At 43.5% G+C, this 20,286-nt stretch carries 16 protein-coding genes; 8 read left to right on the top strand and 8 right to left on the bottom strand.

Annotated elements, in window-relative coordinates; translation table 11 throughout:
* Positions 1-3 precede the first annotated feature (3 nt).
* Positions 4-1,866, top strand: coding sequence for a protein-disulfide reductase DsbD (locus DXX94_RS13360; RefSeq protein WP_116016612.1), 1,863 nt, complete (start codon positions 4-6; stop codon positions 1,864-1,866).
* A gap of 183 nt (positions 1,867-2,049) precedes the next feature.
* Here the strand turns inward: DXX94_RS13360 and ung are convergent, their stop codons facing one another.
* Genes ung through DXX94_RS13340 form a run of 4 tightly spaced genes read right to left on the bottom strand, consistent with a single transcriptional unit; the run spans position 2,050 to position 6,701 of the window.
* Positions 2,050-2,709 (bottom strand): uracil-DNA glycosylase, encoded by a 660-nt coding sequence (ung, locus tag DXX94_RS13355; protein ID WP_116016610.1) that lies wholly within the window; start codon positions 2,707-2,709, stop codon positions 2,050-2,052.
* Positions 2,710-2,730: 21 nt separating this feature from the next.
* Entirely contained in the window at positions 2,731-5,172 is a 2,442-nt protein-coding gene (locus tag DXX94_RS13350) for a bifunctional diguanylate cyclase/phosphodiesterase (protein ID WP_116016608.1), read from the bottom strand.
* 1 nt (position 5,173) lies between these two features.
* Positions 5,174-6,376 carry a hypothetical protein gene (locus DXX94_RS13345; protein ID WP_116016606.1) on the bottom strand — a complete coding sequence of 401 codons (1,203 nt, stop codon included), beginning with the start codon at positions 6,374-6,376 and terminating at the stop codon, positions 5,174-5,176.
* Positions 6,354-6,701, bottom strand: a complete 348-nt coding sequence (locus DXX94_RS13340; protein ID WP_116016604.1) for a hypothetical protein — start codon at positions 6,699-6,701, stop codon at positions 6,354-6,356. The genes DXX94_RS13345 and DXX94_RS13340 overlap by 23 nt, the downstream gene beginning before the upstream one ends.
* Positions 6,702-7,087: 386 nt before the next feature.
* Between DXX94_RS13340 and aroQ the strand changes: the two genes are divergently transcribed.
* The 4 genes from aroQ to DXX94_RS13320 all read left to right on the top strand — a co-directional run bounded on the left by aroQ (position 7,088) and on the right by DXX94_RS13320 (position 9,716).
* Positions 7,088-7,546: a type II 3-dehydroquinate dehydratase gene (gene aroQ / locus DXX94_RS13335; protein WP_116016602.1), complete on the top strand. Its 459-nt coding sequence runs from the start codon at positions 7,088-7,090 to the stop codon at positions 7,544-7,546.
* 54 nt (positions 7,547-7,600) lie between these two features.
* Positions 7,601-8,050, top strand: a complete 450-nt coding sequence (gene accB, locus DXX94_RS13330) for an acetyl-CoA carboxylase biotin carboxyl carrier protein (RefSeq protein WP_116016600.1) — start codon at positions 7,601-7,603, stop codon at positions 8,048-8,050.
* Positions 8,051-8,073: 23 nt separating this feature from the next.
* Entirely contained in the window at positions 8,074-9,420 is a 1,347-nt protein-coding gene (accC, locus tag DXX94_RS13325) for an acetyl-CoA carboxylase biotin carboxylase subunit (RefSeq protein WP_116016598.1), read from the top strand.
* Positions 9,421-9,560: 140 nt separating this feature from the next.
* Positions 9,561-9,716, top strand: coding sequence for an oxidoreductase-like domain-containing protein (locus tag DXX94_RS13320; protein ID WP_116016596.1), 156 nt, complete (start codon positions 9,561-9,563; stop codon positions 9,714-9,716).
* A gap of 74 nt (positions 9,717-9,790) precedes the next feature.
* Here DXX94_RS13320 and DXX94_RS13315 read toward each other — a convergent pair whose 3' ends face one another.
* From DXX94_RS13315 to DXX94_RS13300, 4 genes are all read right to left on the bottom strand, one after another.
* A complete protein-coding gene (locus DXX94_RS13315; RefSeq protein WP_116016594.1) occupies positions 9,791-12,310 on the bottom strand; it encodes a DUF748 domain-containing protein in 2,520 nt (839 codons plus the stop codon).
* 129 nt (positions 12,311-12,439) lie between these two features.
* A complete protein-coding gene (gene elbB / locus DXX94_RS13310) occupies positions 12,440-13,093 on the bottom strand; it encodes an isoprenoid biosynthesis glyoxalase ElbB (protein ID WP_116016592.1) in 654 nt (217 codons plus the stop codon).
* Positions 13,094-13,146: 53 nt separating this feature from the next.
* A complete protein-coding gene (locus DXX94_RS13305; RefSeq protein ID WP_258872168.1) occupies positions 13,147-14,397 on the bottom strand; it encodes a multidrug effflux MFS transporter in 1,251 nt (416 codons plus the stop codon).
* Between the two features lie 40 nt (positions 14,398-14,437).
* The gene (locus tag DXX94_RS13300; protein WP_116016590.1) at positions 14,438-15,883 is read right to left on the bottom strand and encodes an aminotransferase-like domain-containing protein; all 1,446 of its coding nucleotides are present in this window, start codon (positions 15,881-15,883) and stop codon (positions 14,438-14,440) included.
* A gap of 219 nt (positions 15,884-16,102) precedes the next feature.
* Between DXX94_RS13300 and DXX94_RS13295 the strand changes: the two genes are divergently transcribed.
* The 3 genes from DXX94_RS13295 (at position 16,103) to DXX94_RS13285 (ending at position 20,252) form a co-directional block, all read left to right on the top strand.
* The gene (locus DXX94_RS13295; RefSeq protein ID WP_116016588.1) at positions 16,103-17,080 is read left to right on the top strand and encodes a DMT family transporter; all 978 of its coding nucleotides are present in this window, start codon (positions 16,103-16,105) and stop codon (positions 17,078-17,080) included.
* 237 nt (positions 17,081-17,317) lie between these two features.
* The gene (locus DXX94_RS13290) at positions 17,318-18,562 is read left to right on the top strand and encodes a hypothetical protein (RefSeq protein WP_116016586.1); all 1,245 of its coding nucleotides are present in this window, start codon (positions 17,318-17,320) and stop codon (positions 18,560-18,562) included.
* A gap of 229 nt (positions 18,563-18,791) precedes the next feature.
* Positions 18,792-20,252, top strand: a complete 1,461-nt coding sequence (locus tag DXX94_RS13285) for a hypothetical protein (protein ID WP_147302290.1) — start codon at positions 18,792-18,794, stop codon at positions 20,250-20,252.
* The last annotated feature ends 34 nt before the right edge of the window (positions 20,253-20,286 follow it).

Raw genomic sequence — 20,286 nt, 5'->3', positions numbered from 1 at the left:
TTTATGAAACAGTTCGCTTTACTCTTATTGACATGGTTTGTGCTTTCACTAGCACCAACTGATGCAAACGCACAAGACAGTATTTTTGATACCTCAGCGTCAAGCTTATTTAGCAATGACAATGAGTTCCTAAAAGTAGATGAAGCCTTTGTTTTTGATTTTCACCAAAACAAAGACAAGTTGTTAGTCAGCTTTAACGTTAAAGACGGCTACTACCTATACCGTCATCAATTTCGCTTTACTTCAGAAGGTGCAACGCTAGCGGAAGTTGAATTACCTGCTGGTAAAGAGCACGAAGACGAATTCTTTGGCGTTCAACAAATTTTCAATAAAGACGTAGAGTTTACGCTACCAATTATTGAAGCAGCCGACGGTTCAAGTGTCACCATTCGTTACCAAGGCTGTGCGGAAAAGGGCCTTTGCTACCCACCAACCACCAAAACGGTTGATTTAAATGAAGTTAAAGCGAGTGACACGAGCAATGTTTTAGCGGCGTTAAATAGCTCAGCCAATAATGCGCCAGCCGAGCAAGCGACTTCAACGTCAGCACCTTCAACAAAAGCAGCTTCATCACAAGCAACTGGCGCAAGCAGCGAGCAGTTTGAATTATTGTCACTGTTGCAAAACGAAAGCTTGCTAGTGACTTTAATCGCCTTCTTTACGGGTGGTTTACTGTTGTCATTCACCCCTTGTGTTTTCCCTATGTACCCAATTTTAACGGGTATTATTGTTGGCCAAGGCGATAACTTATCAACGAAACGCGCCTTTAGCCTATCGTTTTTCTATGTGCAAGGTATGGCGATTACCTACACGATTTTAGGTGTTGTTGTAGCCCTCGCTGGCGCCCAATTCCAAGCCATGTTCCAACACCCCGCGGTATTAATTGTCTTGAGTGTGCTATTCGTATTCTTGGCACTTTCTATGTTCGGCATGTTTAACCTAGCGCTACCTGCAAGCTGGCAGAACAAGCTAAACGAGATGAGCAACAAGCAAGAAGGTGGCTCATACACTGGCGTAACGTCAATGGGCGCAATCTCAGGTTTAGTGGCTTCACCTTGTACCACCGCACCATTAACTGGCGCCTTAATCTATATTTCGCAAACTGGCGATATCGTCTTAGGTGCAGCAGCACTATACGCGCTAAGTATTGGTATGGGCTTACCATTGTTAGTACTAGGTAGCTCTGGCGGTAAATTACTGCCGAAGGCCGGCGCTTGGATGAACATCATCAAGAACATCTTTGGTATTTTGCTACTAGCTGTGCCAATTTTCTTATTGGAGCGTTTCTTACCGGTAAGCATTTCTGGTGCGCTATGGTCGCTACTTATTCTAGGTGCCGCTACTTACTTCTATGTAGCGAATCAAAATACCAATAAAAACTTCTGGTATGGTGCGCGTAGCTTAGTGATTTTCCTAGCGCTATTCGTCGGTGCAAACCAGCTTTACAAGCAAGTATTCCCACAACCAGCCGTTGCTGCCAGCAGCCATGAATCTGATGTTAAACACTTTGTTCGTGTGGCAAACCTTGCAGAATTAGAAACGACGATTGCTGAGGCAAATCAGCGCGGCGAGACGGTCATGCTGGATTTGTACGCTGACTGGTGTATCGCGTGTAAAGAATTTGAAGAGTACACATTCCCGAAACCAGAAGTGCAGAAAGCGTTAGCAGATACACTTTTGGTTCAAATTGATTTAACGGATACAGGCGCTGATAGCTCAGTGGAATTAATGGAACACTTTGATGTGTTCGGCCTCCCATCAATTCTGTTCTTTGATAAGCAAGGTAATGAAGTTAGCAACAAGCGTGTAACCGGTTTTATGGGCGCACCTGAATTTGCTGCTCATGTAAATTCAACATTTAATTAGTTTGAAAGTAACTTAAACGATTAATCGTTTAAAGCTTAATCATTCAAGTAATGAAAAACGCCGAGTTATTGCTAACTCGGCGTTTTTGTTTTGATGCAGACTAATGTCCTTAGGCTTTATCAAGCGAGTGTAGCTGTCAGGCTACACCTAACAAGTTATAGCAGCCAAGCTATACCTGCCACGCTATACCTGCCAAGTAATGGGTGTTTTACCTTGATTAACTAACAATTGATTCGCTTGTGAAAAATGACGGCAACCAAAAAAACCGCGGTGCGCTGATAGTGGCGATGGGTGTGGTGCTTTAAGCACATGGTGCTTACTACCATCAATGGTTTTGCCTTTTTTCTGGGCATGTGAGCCCCACAGCAGAAACACAATCCCTTGCCCGTGATCGCTTAACGTTTGAATTACGCGATCAGTAAATTGTTCCCAGCCTAAGTGTTTATGCGAGTGTGCTTGCCCAGCCTCCACCGTTAATACCGTGTTTAATAACAGCACACCTTGCTCTGCCCATGGTTGCAAATAGCCATGGCTAGGGATCTCGAAACCATCGATATCGGTAGCCAGCTCTTTGTACATATTCACCAACGACGGGGGCGGCTTGATCCCCGGCTTAACGGAAAAACATAGGCCATGTGCTTGATCAGGGCCGTGGTAAGGATCTTGCCCTAAAATGACCACTTTAATATTGTCAAACGCTGGAATGCGAAACGCGTTAAAGACTTCGTCTTTCGGTGGATAAATAGTAACGCCTTCAGCACGACGCTGTTCAACATAGGCTAGGGTTTCTTGAAAATAAGGCTGTTGCTTTTCTGCGGCGAGCAGATCAGACCAAGTTGTCATAGATGTATTCTTATTTTGAAATTAATGCTGCTTTGCTTGGGTTTTCCAGTAACCATCAACTAAGCGCTCAGCCAAAAAGGATTTTAATTCGACTTCGGGCACGGGTTTGGAAAAATAGTAGCCCTGAATAATATCACAGTCGTTCATGGTTAAACTACGCAGCTGGGCACCACTTTCAACGCCTTCGGCCACGACAGTAAGGCCAAGGTTTTTCACCATCGCAATGGTCGACATAATAATTTGATAATCGGAATGATTTTCTAACATGCCAAAAATAAAGCTTTTATCGATTTTTATGACATCGACGGGCATTTTTTTCAAATAGGCAAGTGACGAATAACCCGTACCAAAATCGTCGATGGCAAAACTGAAGCCTATTTTTTTCAGACTGGTCATCACCCCAATCGCAGTATCAATATCAGAAACGAGTGTTTGCTCAGTCAACTCTAGTTCAAAATGTTTCGCAGACAGATTAAAGCGGCGCATTAACTGGCGTAGATAATCACTTAAGTGTGGGTCTAAAAACTGCATCGCTGATAAATTAATGGCAACGCGCACATCAATCAGCCCTTGCTCTAAAAACTCACTGACCAGTTCAAAGCAACGACGCATCACCCAGTAACCCAACTCAATCATATACTCTGAGTTTTCAAGGATTGGTATGAACTCATCAGGCGGGATCATACCGCGCTCAGGATGGTGCCAGCGCAATAGCGCTTCAAAACCAATCAGCTTCTTATCTTTCGCACTGAGTTGAGGTTGAAGGCTCAAGCTAAACTGTTGCTTCAATAAGGCTTGGCGCACTTCGCCTTCAAGTTCAACACGCTGTGCAACTCGCGTAAACATCTCAGGTTTATATATATGGTATTGCGAGCCGCCACTTTTCTTCGCTTCGTACATGGCAATATCGGCAAAGCTTACTAAGTCTTCCGCTCGTATCGCTTCGTTATCGCTATAAACAATACCAATGCTAGTTGAAACATAGAAAACACCAGAACCTACCTTAATGGGTAATTTAAAACGACCAAGTATTTCTTTTGCCACCGAAACCGCTTCCTCTATTGAAGCAATTTGCGGCAAGACAATAACAAACTCATCACCACCAAAACGACATGCCAGATCTGCTTTGTTAATACTGGTGCGAATACGATTAGCTGCTTCTTCAAGTAAACGATCACCTTCACCATGACCATGGCTATCATTGACCTTTTTGAAATCATCTAAATCAAGGAAAAGTACACCGATACCTTCCTTGCTGCGATGTAAACTCGCCACTTGCTTATGCAGTTGAAGATTCAACATATTGCGATTAGGAAGGCCGGTAAGCAAATCATACATCGCAATATTTTCAAGCTCTTGCGTTTTTTGCTCGACTTCCATATTCAATTGCTCAAGCTCAAAACTTAAGTCTTGTGCAGCATTGGCTACTATATCTAGCTCGTCCACAAACAAGCTACGTCGCTTTAACGGTACTTTCCTAAATTCATTAAACTCTCTGCGCGACAGCATTGGCAGTGCATTAGCAAGGTTAATAAGACGGCGCGCAAACGGGCTTGTCACGAAGAAGACCAAGAGCGCCAGCGTAATAAAGATAAATAGCTCAGTCACTAAGAAATAATTGCGATAATTCTCATTCTTTTCCTTGAAGTCACTGACATCATCAATAAGCACTAAAAAATATTCGCGTGTCGACGTTGTCGCGAGCGGCATAAAATTCAACAAATAATGTGAATGGTTTTGACTCAGCTGAATGCCTTCATCCATCACCTGCGCGAGCGGAAGTTGCTCTGGATGCTGGGCAAACAATTTTTTAAGTTGCGCTTGATTGGAAGCAGAAATAAAAGACACTTGTTGCAAAGACAGGGTTTGGCCAGACGGCAAGCTGATCACCGCAACATTACTATTTAAACTTTGATGCAGCGAGAAAATAATGTCGATTAACGACGCCGACATAGTGACCACCGCAATTTTGCCATTTTCGTTTATCACCGGAACGCTAGTAAAAAGCTGACAATCAACTTGGCAGTCTATAGTACTAAGCGGCTCTTGCATTCGTAACACTTCGTTAGCGTGCTCACGGACAAGCCTTGGCGTGCTCTCTGGTGATAACCAGAGGGTTTGCAAATTTTCGTCAATCAACCATAGGTTTTCTACGTTTAAATGTAATTGTAAAGCATAGAACTGTTCAGCAACCGCATTCGTTAAATCATCAAAGTTAGGTTTTTCATTGACACCAACAATATCAGAGAAAGACTCTACCCAAATGCGAAGCTGGTTATCGAGTCGCGCTTTCTCAACACTAAACTGCGCACTGCCCAAGTTAAGCTTATCGCGCTGAAACTGAGTAAATTCTTGTTCCAGCCGCCACAAAGACAGGCTTGAAAAGCCAGCACTCACCAGCAGCAAGGTACCAACAATTAATGCCAGTAGTTTTAATGGAACACTAATAAACGTGCGATTCATTTTAGAACCAATACATAAGTTGAGCAGACCAAAGTTGCCAGTGTTTGTCGTTGTTTATCGCGGTATTAGGCACAACAACAGGGGTTAACCGAGCCGTTCCCTCAAACCAGTGGTGTTCTAATTGCAACTCTAGGTGTTCAGCTAGGCGTATCGACAGCCCCACGACAGTATCGTGCTGATAGCCAAAATAATGAGGTATTTGCCCACCCGTATTCGCTGATAGCTGATTTCCTCTTCGATCATCTTTATTAGCATAAAAGCGCTCTAGCCTCGCTAGTAAACGCGTATTTTCATTGAGTAAGTAGCGAGATTGAATAAAGAATCCTTGTCCGAAATTATCTTGTCGAAAGTTATCACTATAGAATCCTTCCAGTAAAAACCGCTCTTGAATGATTTCTCCGCTAAATTCCCATAATTCACCTTCATACCTGCCATTGAGCAAATATCGCTGAAAAATAATGGTCGCATCTCGGAAGCTATCGCTTTGACCTTGAGCGTAAGTAAACTCGCTGTCGAGTGCTGCGATGCCAAAGCGCCATTGACTATTTTGAGGCTGCCAGAAAATACTACCTTGGTAATCAAGGTCATGATTCATTCGCCCCGTTGCCAGCTCACTTAGAATAATTTCAGTCTGTTTATCCGAGATACTTGACGTGCCATAACTGAGGTTAAAATCAAAATCGCCCCAAGTTGCATGATTTTGCTTATAAGAAAGTGCTACGCCGTCGCCACCTACAGCAATATCGCGAAAACCATCAAAGTAAATGGCCTGTGGCAACACAATGCTCGGTCTGGTCATAGGTACATCGCGCGTACTTGAATAGAGCCAGTGATAATTTTTATAGCGCCCTAAATAAAGGTTTAATTGGCTTTCTGGCGTCTGAAATACTGACCAATCAAAGAGGGCATAATCAATTCTGCCACCTTCTGCTAGTCGGTTGCCCGCGTTCAAGTAAACAGCTTGACCTGCAAATCTGAGTTGCTCATTTATTTGATAGGAAATATTGAAACCAATTTCGGTTAATTCTGCTGACACATCTTCATCATCATTAACAAAATCACTGCCCTGCGATTTTGCGATGCCTTGAGCGATAAACCCATGAAATTGAACATTTTGTTGTTCATCAGCCCAACTTGTTGCAGTTACGAAGGCTAGGCTTAGCACAAATATTTTTTGGACTTTAACGAATAATTTCAATAACATGCAAGCCTCCTTGTTCTGCAATGTTTTCGCCATAGCCAATGGCGCCTGGTGTATTTCTTACCTCAGCGAGTAAGGTTTCGAGATCTTTCACTACAATTGGCGCACTCCCAACGCCGGAAAAAATCATCTTGTTCCAAATTCTGTCTAGCTGATAAGGAAATATCTTTAATATTTCTTTTGAGAATCGCTGGTGGACTGGATTATTGCTGGCGAGCACAAATACCACGATCGGCTGACCATCAGGCCAACGAGTGATGCGCTTTGAAAAAATCCTTCTAAGCTCAAGCTTAGACAGCTTAGTGTGCTCAACTGATTGATTCACCACAGCTGAAACGTCTGCTGCTAACGAGGATGCAGAAAATAAAGCGAGGAAAACAACGAGGATAATTAACTTGTTAATAACAACGTCCTTGTGTACTTCACTATTTTAACGGGATAGCAAAAACGCTACACGTACTGCCCCACAATTGGTTGATAATCAAACAATTAAAAGCGAGCAATTAAGCTAATTGTAGTTAATTTACTCGACCGCGCAAAGCATTTTGTATACTTCAGTGATTAGACCAGTATTTTGCTGCTATATTCGGCGAAATCACTATAATGTGACGAAAATTAATTTTTAAGGTGATTTTTTGTTCAACCCTGTTTTCATCTTAAATACTTTGTGACAATATCAACACATAGCAACAAATTACGACAAATTTAAGAAAGATGACTGCAAAATTTAATGTTTTGGTACTGAACGGCCCTAATTTGAATATGCTAGGTAAGCGTGAACCCGATGTGTACGGCCGTGAAACGCTAGCAGAAATTATGGCAAGTTTAACCCAAGCAGCCGAACAAAAAGACATTAACCTTACGCACTTTCAATCAAATGCTGAAGGTGACTTGATTGATAGAATTCATCAGTCATTCGAAAAAATTGATTTCATCATTATTAACCCTGCAGCTTATACCCATACCAGTGTTGCGCTGCGCGATGCGCTTTTATCAGTGAGTATTCCTTTTATTGAGGTACACCTGTCAAATGTCCATCAGCGTGAAGTATTTAGACACCACTCGTACTTTTCCGATATTGCCTTTGGTGTGATATGTGGATTGGGTAGCCAGGGATATTTTTATGCGCTTGAAAGCGCGAATAAACAATTACTTAAGTCAGCACCAAATTAACTACTTGGGCACTGGCGATACACAAGAATCCACACGCGACAACAAGGTGTAAACATGGATATTAGAAAAATCAAAAAACTGATCGAACTCGTTGAAGAATCAGGTATTAACGAAATTGAAATTTCTGAAGGCGAAGAATCTATTCGCATCAACAAAGGCGGCACTATGGTAGCAGCCCCAGTTATGCAAGCTGCGCCAATGGCAGCGCCTGCGCCAGTAGCACCAGCCACGGCGCCTGCAGAAGCTGCAAGTGCACCGGCGGCACTTTCTGGTCACATTGTACGCTCACCTATGGTAGGTACTTTCTATGCGTCTCCATCACCAGATGCAGCGTCATTTGTTGAAGTAGGCCAACATGTTAACGCTGGCGATACGCTATGTATTGTTGAAGCAATGAAAATGATGAACCAAATTGAAGCAGATAAGTCTGGTGTCATTAAAGAGATCTTAGCGCAGAACGAAGACGCTATTGAATTTGACCAACCGCTATTCATCATTGAATAAGCCCAACCATTAAGGGTAATTTCATGTTAGAAAAAGTTGTTATCGCCAACCGAGGAGAAATTGCACTGCGTATATTGCGCGCGTGTAAAGAGCTCGGCATTAAAACGGTAGCGGTGCATTCAACAGCAGATCGTAATTTAAAACACGTTCTACTCGCTGATGAAACCATTTGTATTGGTAAACCACCTGCAACCGAAAGCTACTTAGATATTCCAAGCATTATTACTGCCGCGGAAGTGACTAATGCTGTCGCCATTCACCCCGGCTACGGTTTCTTAGCGGAAAACGCTGATTTTGCCGAGCAGGTTGAACAATCTGGCTTTACCTTTATTGGCCCGAAAGCAGAAAGCATTCGCATCATGGGTGATAAAGTGGCAGCCATTCGCGCCATGAAAGCAGCTGGCGTACCATGTGTACCAGGCTCAGATGGCCCGTTAACTGACGATAATGAAGCTAACCTTGCTCATGGTAAGCGCATTGGTTACCCAGTGATCATCAAAGCCTCTGGTGGTGGTGGTGGCCGTGGTATGCGTGTAGTTCGCGAAGAGTCTGAACTACTTGATGCCATTCAACTAACCAAAACTGAAGCACGTCAAGCATTCAATAATGACATGGTTTACATGGAGAAATTCCTTGAAAACCCACGTCACGTTGAAATTCAGGTGATCGCTGATGGCCAAGGCAATGCGATTCACTTAGGTGAGCGTGACTGTTCGATGCAGCGTCGTCACCAGAAGGTCGTGGAAGAAGCTCCAGCACCTGGTATTACCCCAGAAATGCGCGCCAAAATTGGTGAACGTTGCTGCAATGCTTGTATCGAAATTGATTACCGCGGTGCGGGTACATTCGAATTCCTATATGAAAATGGCGAGTTCTACTTTATTGAAATGAACACCCGTATTCAGGTAGAGCACCCTGTCACTGAAATGATCACAGGTGTTGATTTGATCAAAGAGCAACTGCGTGTTGCAGCCGGTCAGCCGCTTTCATACACCCAAGACGATATCAAAATTGCGGGCCATGCAATTGAGTGTCGTATCAACGCTGAAGACCCACGCACTTTTATTCCTTCACCGGGTAAAATCACACGCTTCCACCCACCAGGTGGTTTAGGCGTTCGCTGGGATTCACACATTTACGCAGACTATTCAGTGCCGCCCCACTACGATTCGATGGTAGGCAAGTTGATCACTTATGGTGACAACCGCGCCGTGGCAATTGCTCGCATGCGCAATGCGTTAAACGAGTTAGTGGTAGATGGCATTAAAACTAACATTGCACTTCACCAAGACATTTTAAGTGATGAAGGCTTTGTTAACGGTGGTGCTAATATTCACTACCTTGAGAAGAAATTGGCTGAGCAAGAATAACGCTCATTCATTGTTTCTCGATAAAAAACGCTAACTTAGGTTAGCGTTTTTTATTAATGAAGCGCAGGGTAATATTACGTATACTGCTTGCCTACCCAAAATGAGTGCCAATAGTGTCTAAAGTAACGACAGTGCTACCCATGCAAGAACAACTAGAAAAGCCAAACCCACCAGCAGATGACGACTGTTGTGGTGGCGGTGCCTGTTGCCCCTGTGTTTGGGATGATTATTACGAAAAGTTGCAAAAGTGGCGTATTCAGCAGGCTAAGCTTAAAGCACAAGAAGCGGAAGGCTAAACCTCCCCGCTTATACTTACGCGCTTATACTAATATGATCATGTAGCCCTTTTTCAGTGTGACTAAGTAAGTATTTACTTTATCGCAAACGATAACCTAGACTGGACATTATTATTTGGTTCAACTGCCGCCTGGCAATGAATAATGCGTTCAGCATTTGCCCCAAATGTTGCAATTAAATGCTCGGTAAACAGATCTAATCGGGACTCACCTAATGCCAATAACTGCGTTTTTTGCTCGCCGCTTAATGCTGCTTCGTCATCTACTGCAATATCACGTTTAATCACTTTCGGGCAAATCACTACCTGCGCATCTTTTTGCTGTGCTAAAACGGCAGCAAGTTGTTTCGCGTAGGCTAGCTGAGGCGCTAATAGCTCCGATTGCCCTGCCTGATATGGCAAATCTTCCATTGAGATTTCAAATAAGCTATCACTGGCTAGCATAGCGACAGTGATGATATTGGCGTAAGGCAAAAAGGTCTGAATCATATAATTCTTCGCCCCCTGTTTTAGCGCCTTTTCCGTGATCAAGGAGATCAAGCCGCCGATACCTAAATTAGGCTGATTAATATCACCGGCTAATGGAAAAGTCAGTTCAATATTACCTTGGCTATCGGTTAACTGGCTGATTGCGGCATTGATTGGGATAAGACTACCACTAGCTTTACTCTTTTCTTCGTTAGAACGTTTTGTATTAGGTGCTTGCGCCAGCTCCATCGCTTTAAGCAAAGTCGTTACTTCGCCGTCGATTTGTTGCTCCTTTAAATTAAATGCGAAGTCTGCAGTGAGCTGCCCTTGGGTAATTTTATGATAGATTGCATCCACTACATAGGGTGAATATGGCGCTAAATTAACCGCTGACATCTTGCCTTTTACGTTTAAATCGCCGTGTTCAGTGAATGGATAAATATCGCCCGCAATTTCAATGCTCGAACGTTTACCCAACTGACTATTTAGCAAAAATGAACTAGAGGATTGCGGCTGGCTCGAATCTAGATTTTTTAACCAAAGTTCGTTTAGGGTTAAACGCTGAATAACCGGTTCACTGGGCGTATAATCAAACATAGTAATCGCACCTTCACCAGTCACAGTAATTTGCCCAATACGAATAACAGGGCTGTTGTTTTGCTCATGGTTAGCAGTCAGCTCACTACTGGTTTGAGTTTCTTGAGTTTTTTCTTCTGTTTGCTCTGCCGTGTTTTGTTTGTTTGGCTCAGCCAATACCCAGTTTTCCGCCGCTAAGACATTACTTTTATAAACCGAAGCTTGGGTTAAGTTAATGGCGATATCCGCTATATTTAATTCTTCTGGCGTTAACGCTATCGCCGTAATATCTAGCATCTCAAAATTTGCTAAAGCGTTAGGTTGCGCCTCGTTTAATTGAATGGAATGTAAATTTTGCGCTTGAGAAATCATACCGTCAGTCAGGCTTAGTGAGGCAAGCTGAAATGATTGCTCAGGCAACACAGCTCTGGCATCACTAGCGGTTATTGATGCTATCGTCGCTAAAACATCGCCATTGGTTAGCTGCCAGTCGAGCTTCTCTATAGCCAGCTGGGCTAATACTGCCCCTGTTAGGTTATTAATATCGAATGCTTTGCTATCAGTGCCATCACCTTCTAGCTGCACAACATTGAATTTGTCAGTAGAGATAGCTAGATCTATCTTGCCTAGCTTTAACGTGGAGTTTTGAAGCGCGACTGGCTCACTAACAGGCACAGCGAAATGTAAATCGCTAGTCGCGAGCTGACTTGTTATATCAACAAGCTGCCAATTGGTAAGTGCCCGCCCACTCGATTTATTGAGTTTGGCCTCTGCCGAGAATTCAACTTGCCCCGACAGCTGTAATTCCTGAGGCAACCATTCACTAAAATCACTCAATTGGACAGCAAGTTGCAACTTACTGAGTGTTAACTGCGTTTTATCAGCACTATGAGTTAAAGCGAGATTAAGGTTTACAGGCTGCTGGTTTAACTGACTTTCTAACAGCAGTTTTAAGGCGATCTCTTGGCCGTGGTTATTTGCGTTTGGCTTGACAGCAACTTCGGATAACACCAGCTTATTGATGTGCCAGTTGTGTTGACGCTTAGCTTGTAGCGTAAAAGTAAAATCTTCCAGTATTAAGCTGTCACCGCGCATCAGCCAAGGCTGGCTATTCTCACCACTTGATGCAGATTCTGATTCATCACTGTCGCCTGCCGCTATTGGCTGCCAACCAGCAAACGAGAGCTCTTGTTCAATCAGCTCGCTTTGCACACCAATACCATTTAAATCAACAGATTCAATATGGATCTCGCCACTAAAAAGCCGCCATGCATCCAGGTTTAGTGCTAAATGCTGTAATGACAGCAATTGTTGAGCATCAACTGCTTTTTCTTGATTATTGGTAGGCTGATGATTAACAGCAAGTTGTTCAACTTCGATAGAAAAAGTGAACGGATTGAATCTTAACTGTTTGATCTCAAGCGCAAGGTTTTGCTCAGCCAGCGGTTTATTGGCAAAGTAAGTGACCAGAGGCGCACTGGCATACATCACCAACAGCAGCAGGACAATGAAAGTTATACCTAAAGTTGACCACTTATTAACGATTTTCATTGCTTACCTGCTACTAATCAATACTGTGAATAATAGTTAGCTAGCCAAGGGCTAACTAACTCTTAATCAATAGCTTAGCGCAAAAACCAAGCAGATTAAAATTTCTGCGCAGGCAATCTGGCGGTAGCCTTAAGCCATGGCTAGCACTTGCTTCACCAGCTTGCCAATACCGTCAGCGGCCTCTGAGATATTACCCGCTAGCATATAGGCAGGCGTACTCACCACTTTATTAGCTTCATCAACCACAAACTCAGACACTGGGCATTCAATATGTTCGCCACCAAGCGCGGTAACGCCTGCTGCAGTATCTAGATCAGTGCCAATTGTCGCTTGTGCGCCTTGACCATAAACCATAGGGATCATTGCCGGTGAAATACAGATATAACCGGCTGGCTTACCTACCTTTGCAAAGCTTTGACAAGCTGCTAACACATCGCTATTCATTGAAGCTTCACCGCCATTAATGGCAAAATCACATAAATTTTTCGCTGCGCCAAAGCCGCCCGGTAATAGCAAGGCATCAAAGTCGTCAGCATTCAGCTCCGTCACAGGCTTAATTTCGCCACGGGCAATGCGGGCAGCTTCAACAAGCACATTACGAGACTCTTGCTCAGCAACTTCGCCAGTTAAATGATTAACCACGTGCATTTGCGTGACATCAGGGGCAAAACACTGGTACTGGGCACCATTTTGCTCAACCGATAACATGGTGATCACCGCCTCGTGAATTTCACTGCCGTCAAATACGCCACAGCCGCTTAAAATAATTGCTACTTTTTTCATTGTTGTTTCCTTATTCATTGATCTAAGCCATTCAGTTCAGTCAGGCTTAGTTACTATTGCTGAGCCGTTTTATCCACAACATTTCTTTCACCAAGAAAGCGCGGCAGTTGCACAAGCAAGACGACAAGCACTGATAACCACATCAGCAAACTAAACGGCATTGCAGAGCCATCATAAAAGAAGGCTAAAATTGGCCCCGCTAAACCGCCAATACCAAAACGTAATACGCCAATCACTGCCGTGGCAGTGCCTGATTGTTCAGCAAATTTTTGCAGAATAATGGCATCTGCATTAACCGCTATCATGGAAATACTGCCCATCAATGGCAATACAGACGCGATTGTATAGGCAATAGGTAGCTGCCAGTAGTTAACTATCACTAAGCTGCTTGATGAAACCACCGCCACTAATAGCCCATAGCCAAGCATAGTGCACGAGCCTTTGCGCACGACTAAACGAGTGTTAATAAAGTGCGCAGTCATTAAGGCACCAACAGTCGCCGCGAACAGCACACTGAAAGTAAATTCACTGACTTGGAAAACCGTCATATAAACAAACGGAACCGCCGTGATATAAGCGAAAAACGCCAGTGAAATCATCATAGATGCGATCAGCTCTATGCGCGCTGGTTTATTGCCTAAGACAATTTTATAACGGCCAAGAAAACTAGGAGTTGTGGTCTGCGGCGTGGCTTGCTGCTCACTTTCCTCACTTTCCTTATTTGTTGTGGGCTCTGCGCGATTAGGTAATTGTTTAAAGGCAAACAGTAAGATCAAACAGGCATAAAAGGCGAGTGCAAAGAAAATCGCCTGCCAACTGTGTAACGCCAAAATCACACTACCAATACTAGGCGCAATCATGGGTGCCAGCATCATGATCATACTGACATACGATAAACCCTTGGCCGTGTTTTTCTGATAAATCTCACGAATCGTGCCCGGCACCACAACAGTCGCCGCACTGCTGATAAAAGCTTGGACAAAGCGGACGCCGGTAAAAGCTTCAATGCTGGTAGCAAAGGGCAGCGCCAAGGTGGCGAGCGTAAAGCCAATCAGCCCTATCATCACCAAATGACGACGTGGATATTTATCGGCTATTGGGCCAAAAAACAGTAAACCAAGCGCATAACCGACTAAGTAAACACTCAACGTATTTTGTACACTCGGCATTGTTGTAGTGAGCTCATCGGCAATTTGCGGCATTGCAGGCAAATATAAATCAATTGCCAACGGTGATAGCGCCATAATTGACGCCAGCAAGGGCAAAAGGATTTTCTTCGAAATAGTGAACGGATCTTTGGTCACAGTGCTCTCAAATTTATTTTTTGATGTAAAGCTTATCGGCTTAGTGGTGCTGATATTGGGCAACCAACTGCCCCAAGGTTTTAATCGCTTGCTCAATATCTTGGTGCCACTGCACACCAAAGCTAATGCGCATATAGTGCTGATATTTACCCGACGGCGAAAAAATCCCACCTGGCGCAAAACTTACCCCTTGAGCAATGGCTTCATGAAAGAAGTCATCGGTATTAACATGTGAACGACATCGCACCCACAGCACACTGCCCCCCTGTGGTTTGGCAATACAAACTTCATTGGGAAAATGCTCGGCGATTAACGCCCGCATGCGCTCACAATTGTAGATCAGCTTTTTGCGCAGCACGGTCAAATGGCGATCATATTCACCCGATAGCAGATATTCGGTTAGCGTCCATTGCTGCAACATTGGGGTTGAACACGATTGCGCTCGCTTAATCCGTTTCGCTTGCTCTTCAAAACGTCCCGGAATTAACCAGCCAATACGGTAGCCGGGGGCTGCCGTTTTCGAAAATGAAGAGCAAGTCAGCACTAGCCCTTTTTCGGAATATAGTTGCGCTGGTTTGGGCCGCTCGCCATCAAAATGCAAGTCACCATAGGTATCATCTTCAATCAATGGTACATCATAGCGCTCTAATAGCTCGACCATTTGCTGACGGCGACTATCTGGCATCAGTGAACCCAAGGGGTTATTGATCGCCGTTGAAAATAGACAAGCTTTGACAGGGTATTGATTGAGCGTTTTTTCCAGTTCATCAAGGCAAATACCGTCTTCTGTGCAGGTATACACTTCCAACGCTTTCATCCCCAAGCTTTCAATTAGTTCAATTAGGCCAAAGAAACAAGGCGATTCAATCGCAATCACATCGCCTTTTTCAGCCACACATTGTAATGCAATCGATAAGGCTTCCTGACAACCATTGGTGATCAGCATATCCTGATAATTGACCGCAGCTCCCAACTCTTGATAGCGAAATGCCAACTGCATACGCAGCTTAGGGTCGCCATTCACTGGCCCATAACTCACCGCTTTTTCTGCCACTTTGCTGAGCACTGAGCGCATTAACCTCGCTAGCGCTTTATCTGGCGGGTGAGTATTCACAGGGTTAGAAATGCCCAGCGCCACCGTATTGGGTAAGTGAACCGCATCGTGCACTTGCTCAATCAAGCTACGACAATTGACCTCCACAGGCTTACTACCCATCCATTTACTGCGCGTAGGCTGCAAGGTACGGGCTTGCTCGGCTTGCAAGTAATAGCCTGACTGTGGGCGAGCGCAAACGCGCCCCTGCTTTTCTAACTCTAAATACGCTTGCTTAACCGTAGGTACGCTAATTTCCAACTGCTTACTCAGCTTGCGTAAACTCGGCAGCTTGTCACCCGCACGCAATAAGCCCTGCTGCTGTTGATCATCAATAAACTCAATAATTTGCTGATAGAGGAAATCAGACGACTGACGGTTAAGAAGTTTCATCGCAAACTGTATAGGTTACATTTTCATTTTTCTGTATATGTTATTAAAACAAACACTCGCTACACTGTCTATCAAGCAATTAGTTTTAGACATTGCCTTCAAACAAAGTTTTCGACACTGTTTCTGGCAGCACAACTAAAATAAGATCAGTGAAATAATAAACAATCAGTCGCGTATTTAAGCAACGATATTCAATACCCAATTGTGATAGGACATTCGATGAACAACACCATGCTTTACATCCTCACTGTGCTGATTTGGGGCAGCACTTGGATAGCCATTAATTACCAATTAGGCGAAGTCGCGCCTGAAGCCTCGGTCGCCTATCGTTTTGGCTTAGCCGCGACTGTTTTGTTTATCTATTGTTGGCTGCGAAAGTTGCCACTGGCAATGAAGGCTAAGCAACATCTATGGTTAGCACTTTTCGGCATGGCGTTATTTGGCTGCAACTACTTTTTTCTCTATCAAGCACAGCAACATATTAACTCAGCGCTAACCTGTATTGCCTTTTCAACCTTGCTGTTGTTCAACATTATTAACGCCCGTATTTGGTATAAAACCCCCGTCAGTTCACAGGTGGTTATCGGCGGTGCTTTGGGATTAATCGGCATTGTGATCTTGTTCTGGCCACAAGTGAATACCTTGAGTTTTACTGATATGACGTTATACGGCCTAGTGCTATGCCTGATTGGCACGGCATCGGCATCCACCGGTAATATGATTTCGATTCGCAATCAAAACCATAAAATGCCAGTGGTTCAATCCAATGCATGGGGCATGCTGTACGGCACTATTTTTATGAGTGTGTTAGCTCTGGCACAGGGTAAGTCGTTTACCTTTGAGTGGTCTGCATCTTATATCAGCTCATTGTTATTTTTATCGATTTTTGGCTCAGTGATCGCCTTCGGCTGTTATTTATCGTTAATGACGCGTATTGGCCCACATAAAACCTCGTATGCCAATATTCTGTTTCCTGCGGTTGCCGTGGCAATTTCAACCGTGGTTGAAGGGTTTGTCTGGGATCAGTACACGGTGTTTGGCTTTATCGCCATTATGGTAGGTAACTTTGTTGTGCTCTCAAAACCACGGGCGTTAAAACGCGACAAAATGATGTTAACCAATGACAAAGCGAACGCTGAAAAGCATAGCGCGGAAAAGCCAAAGGGCATTGATACAAACAAAGTAACCGCTAACTAATCACTTTACTCACATCAGTTTTGGCAACACAAAACGACTAGTTCAATCAATTTTTGTTGCCGCCGGCATGGCACACCTTCCCGCCATGCCGTTTTTCTTTCCTTATTCGTCTGAACCACCCAGCCCGATTCAGTTTAAATTTTGCACAATGTTTTTGCCTGTGTTATCAATATACGAAGCTAGTCGTATTATTTTAAGCACTAGTTAAAAATAACAACAAAAACAAGGAAGAACGCAATGCATACTGTCAACAAAGCATTTCCTATCATCCCACGCAAAGCGGTTACGTTTGGTAATTACCTAATGCTGGCGATACTGTGTGCGATATTGGGTGCTATGTCGCTTTTATCTCTAGACGTTCGCGCAACAGAGATTAGCGCCTTAAACCCAATTGAAGAGCTAACCATTTCTTCTGAGTTAGTCGATGCACCAGTTATCTACAACGTTACCCTGCCCGCTAGTTATCAAACCAAAACAGACAAACGTTATATACTGCTATTTGATATTCACCCACGAAGCCAGCCGATGCACGCAGGCATGCACGACTGGATGAGTCACAACGGAGCTTGGCCTTGGCTGGAAACCATTATTGTGACGCCAAAAAATTACAACGAAGCCTTTGCGGCTATTTATGCTGAGTACGTGGAAGGAAAAAGCACCAAACTATTAGAGTACTTTGCCCAAGATTTACTGCCCAATATTGCCAAAAACTACCGACTTAATGGCTTTAAAATATACAGCGGTTTTACCGGCAATGCCGCTGTAGGCGTAGGCTTGCTACTCGATCAACCTGATTTATTTAATGCATATATTCTTGCCAGCCCGACACTCAACAATCACCCACTAAAACTTCATAAAAAAGTAGCAACACAATTTAGTAAGTTACCCAACAAACCCCGCTACGTGGCACTTTCGATGAGTGATAGCAGCTACGACAAATCACACCTTGCGGCTTTTGAACAAGTCACTGCGCAGATGACACTGCTAGCGCCTGAGCATACCGAAGTCAGTATTCAACGCTTTGACGGCAACTACTATATGACCCAGCCCGTGCTGGCAACTAGCTATGCCATTGAAGAAATATTTAACGATGTTCACCAAGCACTAACACCTGATTCTGCTATCGCCAAACAAGGGGCTGATGCCATTCTTTCCCACTATCAGTTTTTATCGGCAGAAAAATACGGCTTTGAAGTCTCAGCGCTTAACTCGCTAAAAGCACTCGCAAAGTCAAAGTTAGAAAATGAACCTGAAACTGCGATTGCGATCCTGCAAAAAGCGACTCAACAATATCCAGAATCTGCTTTTGCCCACGAAGCACTGGCCGCCAGCTATTTTCAAGTGAAAGACTATAAAAAGGCAGTAGCAGAGCAGAAACTTGCGGTCGAGCACGCTAAAGACCTTGTGCCTTATTGGCAGCGCACTTATCAAGAAAAGCTTAGCAAGTATCAGCAAACACTTAACAATCACACAACGGAATAAAACGAAATGGGTGCGTAAGTACTACGCTCACCTGCCCAGCAGCCTAGTCTGCTAATTCACCTTTCTTCGCTAAAAAGTGAAAAGCTGAAAAAAGTGGAGAACACGAAAACTGCAACTAGACGCAGAATACTGACTTGTCATCGCTAATTAGCAGAACACTTTATCAATATTTTATAGCTTATTATTCAGCCAGTTAGATTATTGATGCAAGGAAGAAGGGAAAATCGTTATGTTGAAGTTATTTAAGAAGACACGCCACATAACATTCGCAATAAATGTCGCTATGATGTCTTTTTCATTACTCGCTGCAAGCGCATGGGCAGGCGAAGCAGAAGACTTTATTGAAAAACTCAGAGCCCATTATCAACCCACTAGATCAATTAGCGCTTTTTCATTTAGCTACCACTTCTTAAACAAACAGTATCGATCTCATGATTATTGGGACTATCAAGCACCGAATCGCGTTCTGTCGGTCAGGATGGTCGAAGTGGATATGGCGAAAAAGCACTTTTATGACAACGACATTTTGTATTCTCCCGGCGGTCAAATACTTGATAGAGCGCAGTACCAAAATGACACGGAAAGTTACTACTACGAAAAAAATGGTAACTTTTTAGGCAAACGGTATTTAAACAGAGGTATGGGGAATTTTGATCGCTTTATGAGTTTTATGGCAATGAATATCGACTTTCTGGCTGTAAGACCGTTACTAGATGAAACTGATATTAGCGGTAAAGTTACCCTTGCTCACGATAATCAATCAAATACAACTACCCTTACCCATAAAGTGTCAGAAGAAAGCATTATTGACTATCAATTCAGTAACGAGCCTTTACAGCTTCTAAAACTAAACAATAAATCAAGGCAAGCAATTCATGTTTATGGTGATTATCAAACCACCAGAGGTCTCACCTTCGCACGCTCGGTGAATAAGTATTACAACGGCGATCCCGTACCTGCCTACATTAGTTTCAATGATAAGTTCGATATCATTGAGCACGTAGACACCTCGAAATTAAAGCTTCCAGCAGGCTATGGTCCCGAAATTAAAAGGGGAGATGGAGTTTTAACAGCCACAGAAATTGCCAAAGACCTTTTTCTCGTCACCGACGCTTCAGCTTGGCGTAACAGCTTATTTAAAGTCAATGGCGATAAAATCATGGTCTTTGGCGCAAGTGGCTCGCCAGCACAAGCAAAGAAAACCACTGCACTTATTCGCGAACAATTTCCCGAAAAGACCATTGCTGCCATTCATGTAACCCACCCTCAAACACCAGATATAGCAGGCCTTAATGTTTATGCGGAGCAAGGAATCGTGATATTGGCAGATAACTATACCATTGCCGCTATCAAAGCCTTTCCACGCTTTGCAGAAAATATCGATTCATTCAAATTCCGCACCATCGAGCATGAACAAGTTATTGATGGTGCAAGTTTTTATATTTTAGAAAGTATGCACGCTAAACGACAAAGTTTTGTCTACTTCAAAGAAAGCGAAATTATCTTTCAAGCAAACTTTCTTAATATCGCATTTGATAACACTATTCCTAAAGTGATACCGAATTACACTAGAACTTTTATTGATTTTGTCCGTAGCAAACAACTGAAATTAAAGCGTATTGTCGGCAATTACAAAAACAACAATATTTCAGTAGAAGTGATGAATAAAACCTATAACGCCATGATGTAGATTTTGCCCTAATTGATGATTAACCGATAGTTTA

Source organism: Thalassotalea euphylliae (assembly GCF_003390375.1).
Lineage (GTDB): Bacteria > Pseudomonadota > Gammaproteobacteria > Enterobacterales > Alteromonadaceae > Thalassotalea_F > Thalassotalea_F euphylliae_A.
The sequence above is the reverse complement of the archived record's forward strand: the minus strand, read 5'-3'. Positions and strand labels throughout refer to the sequence as shown.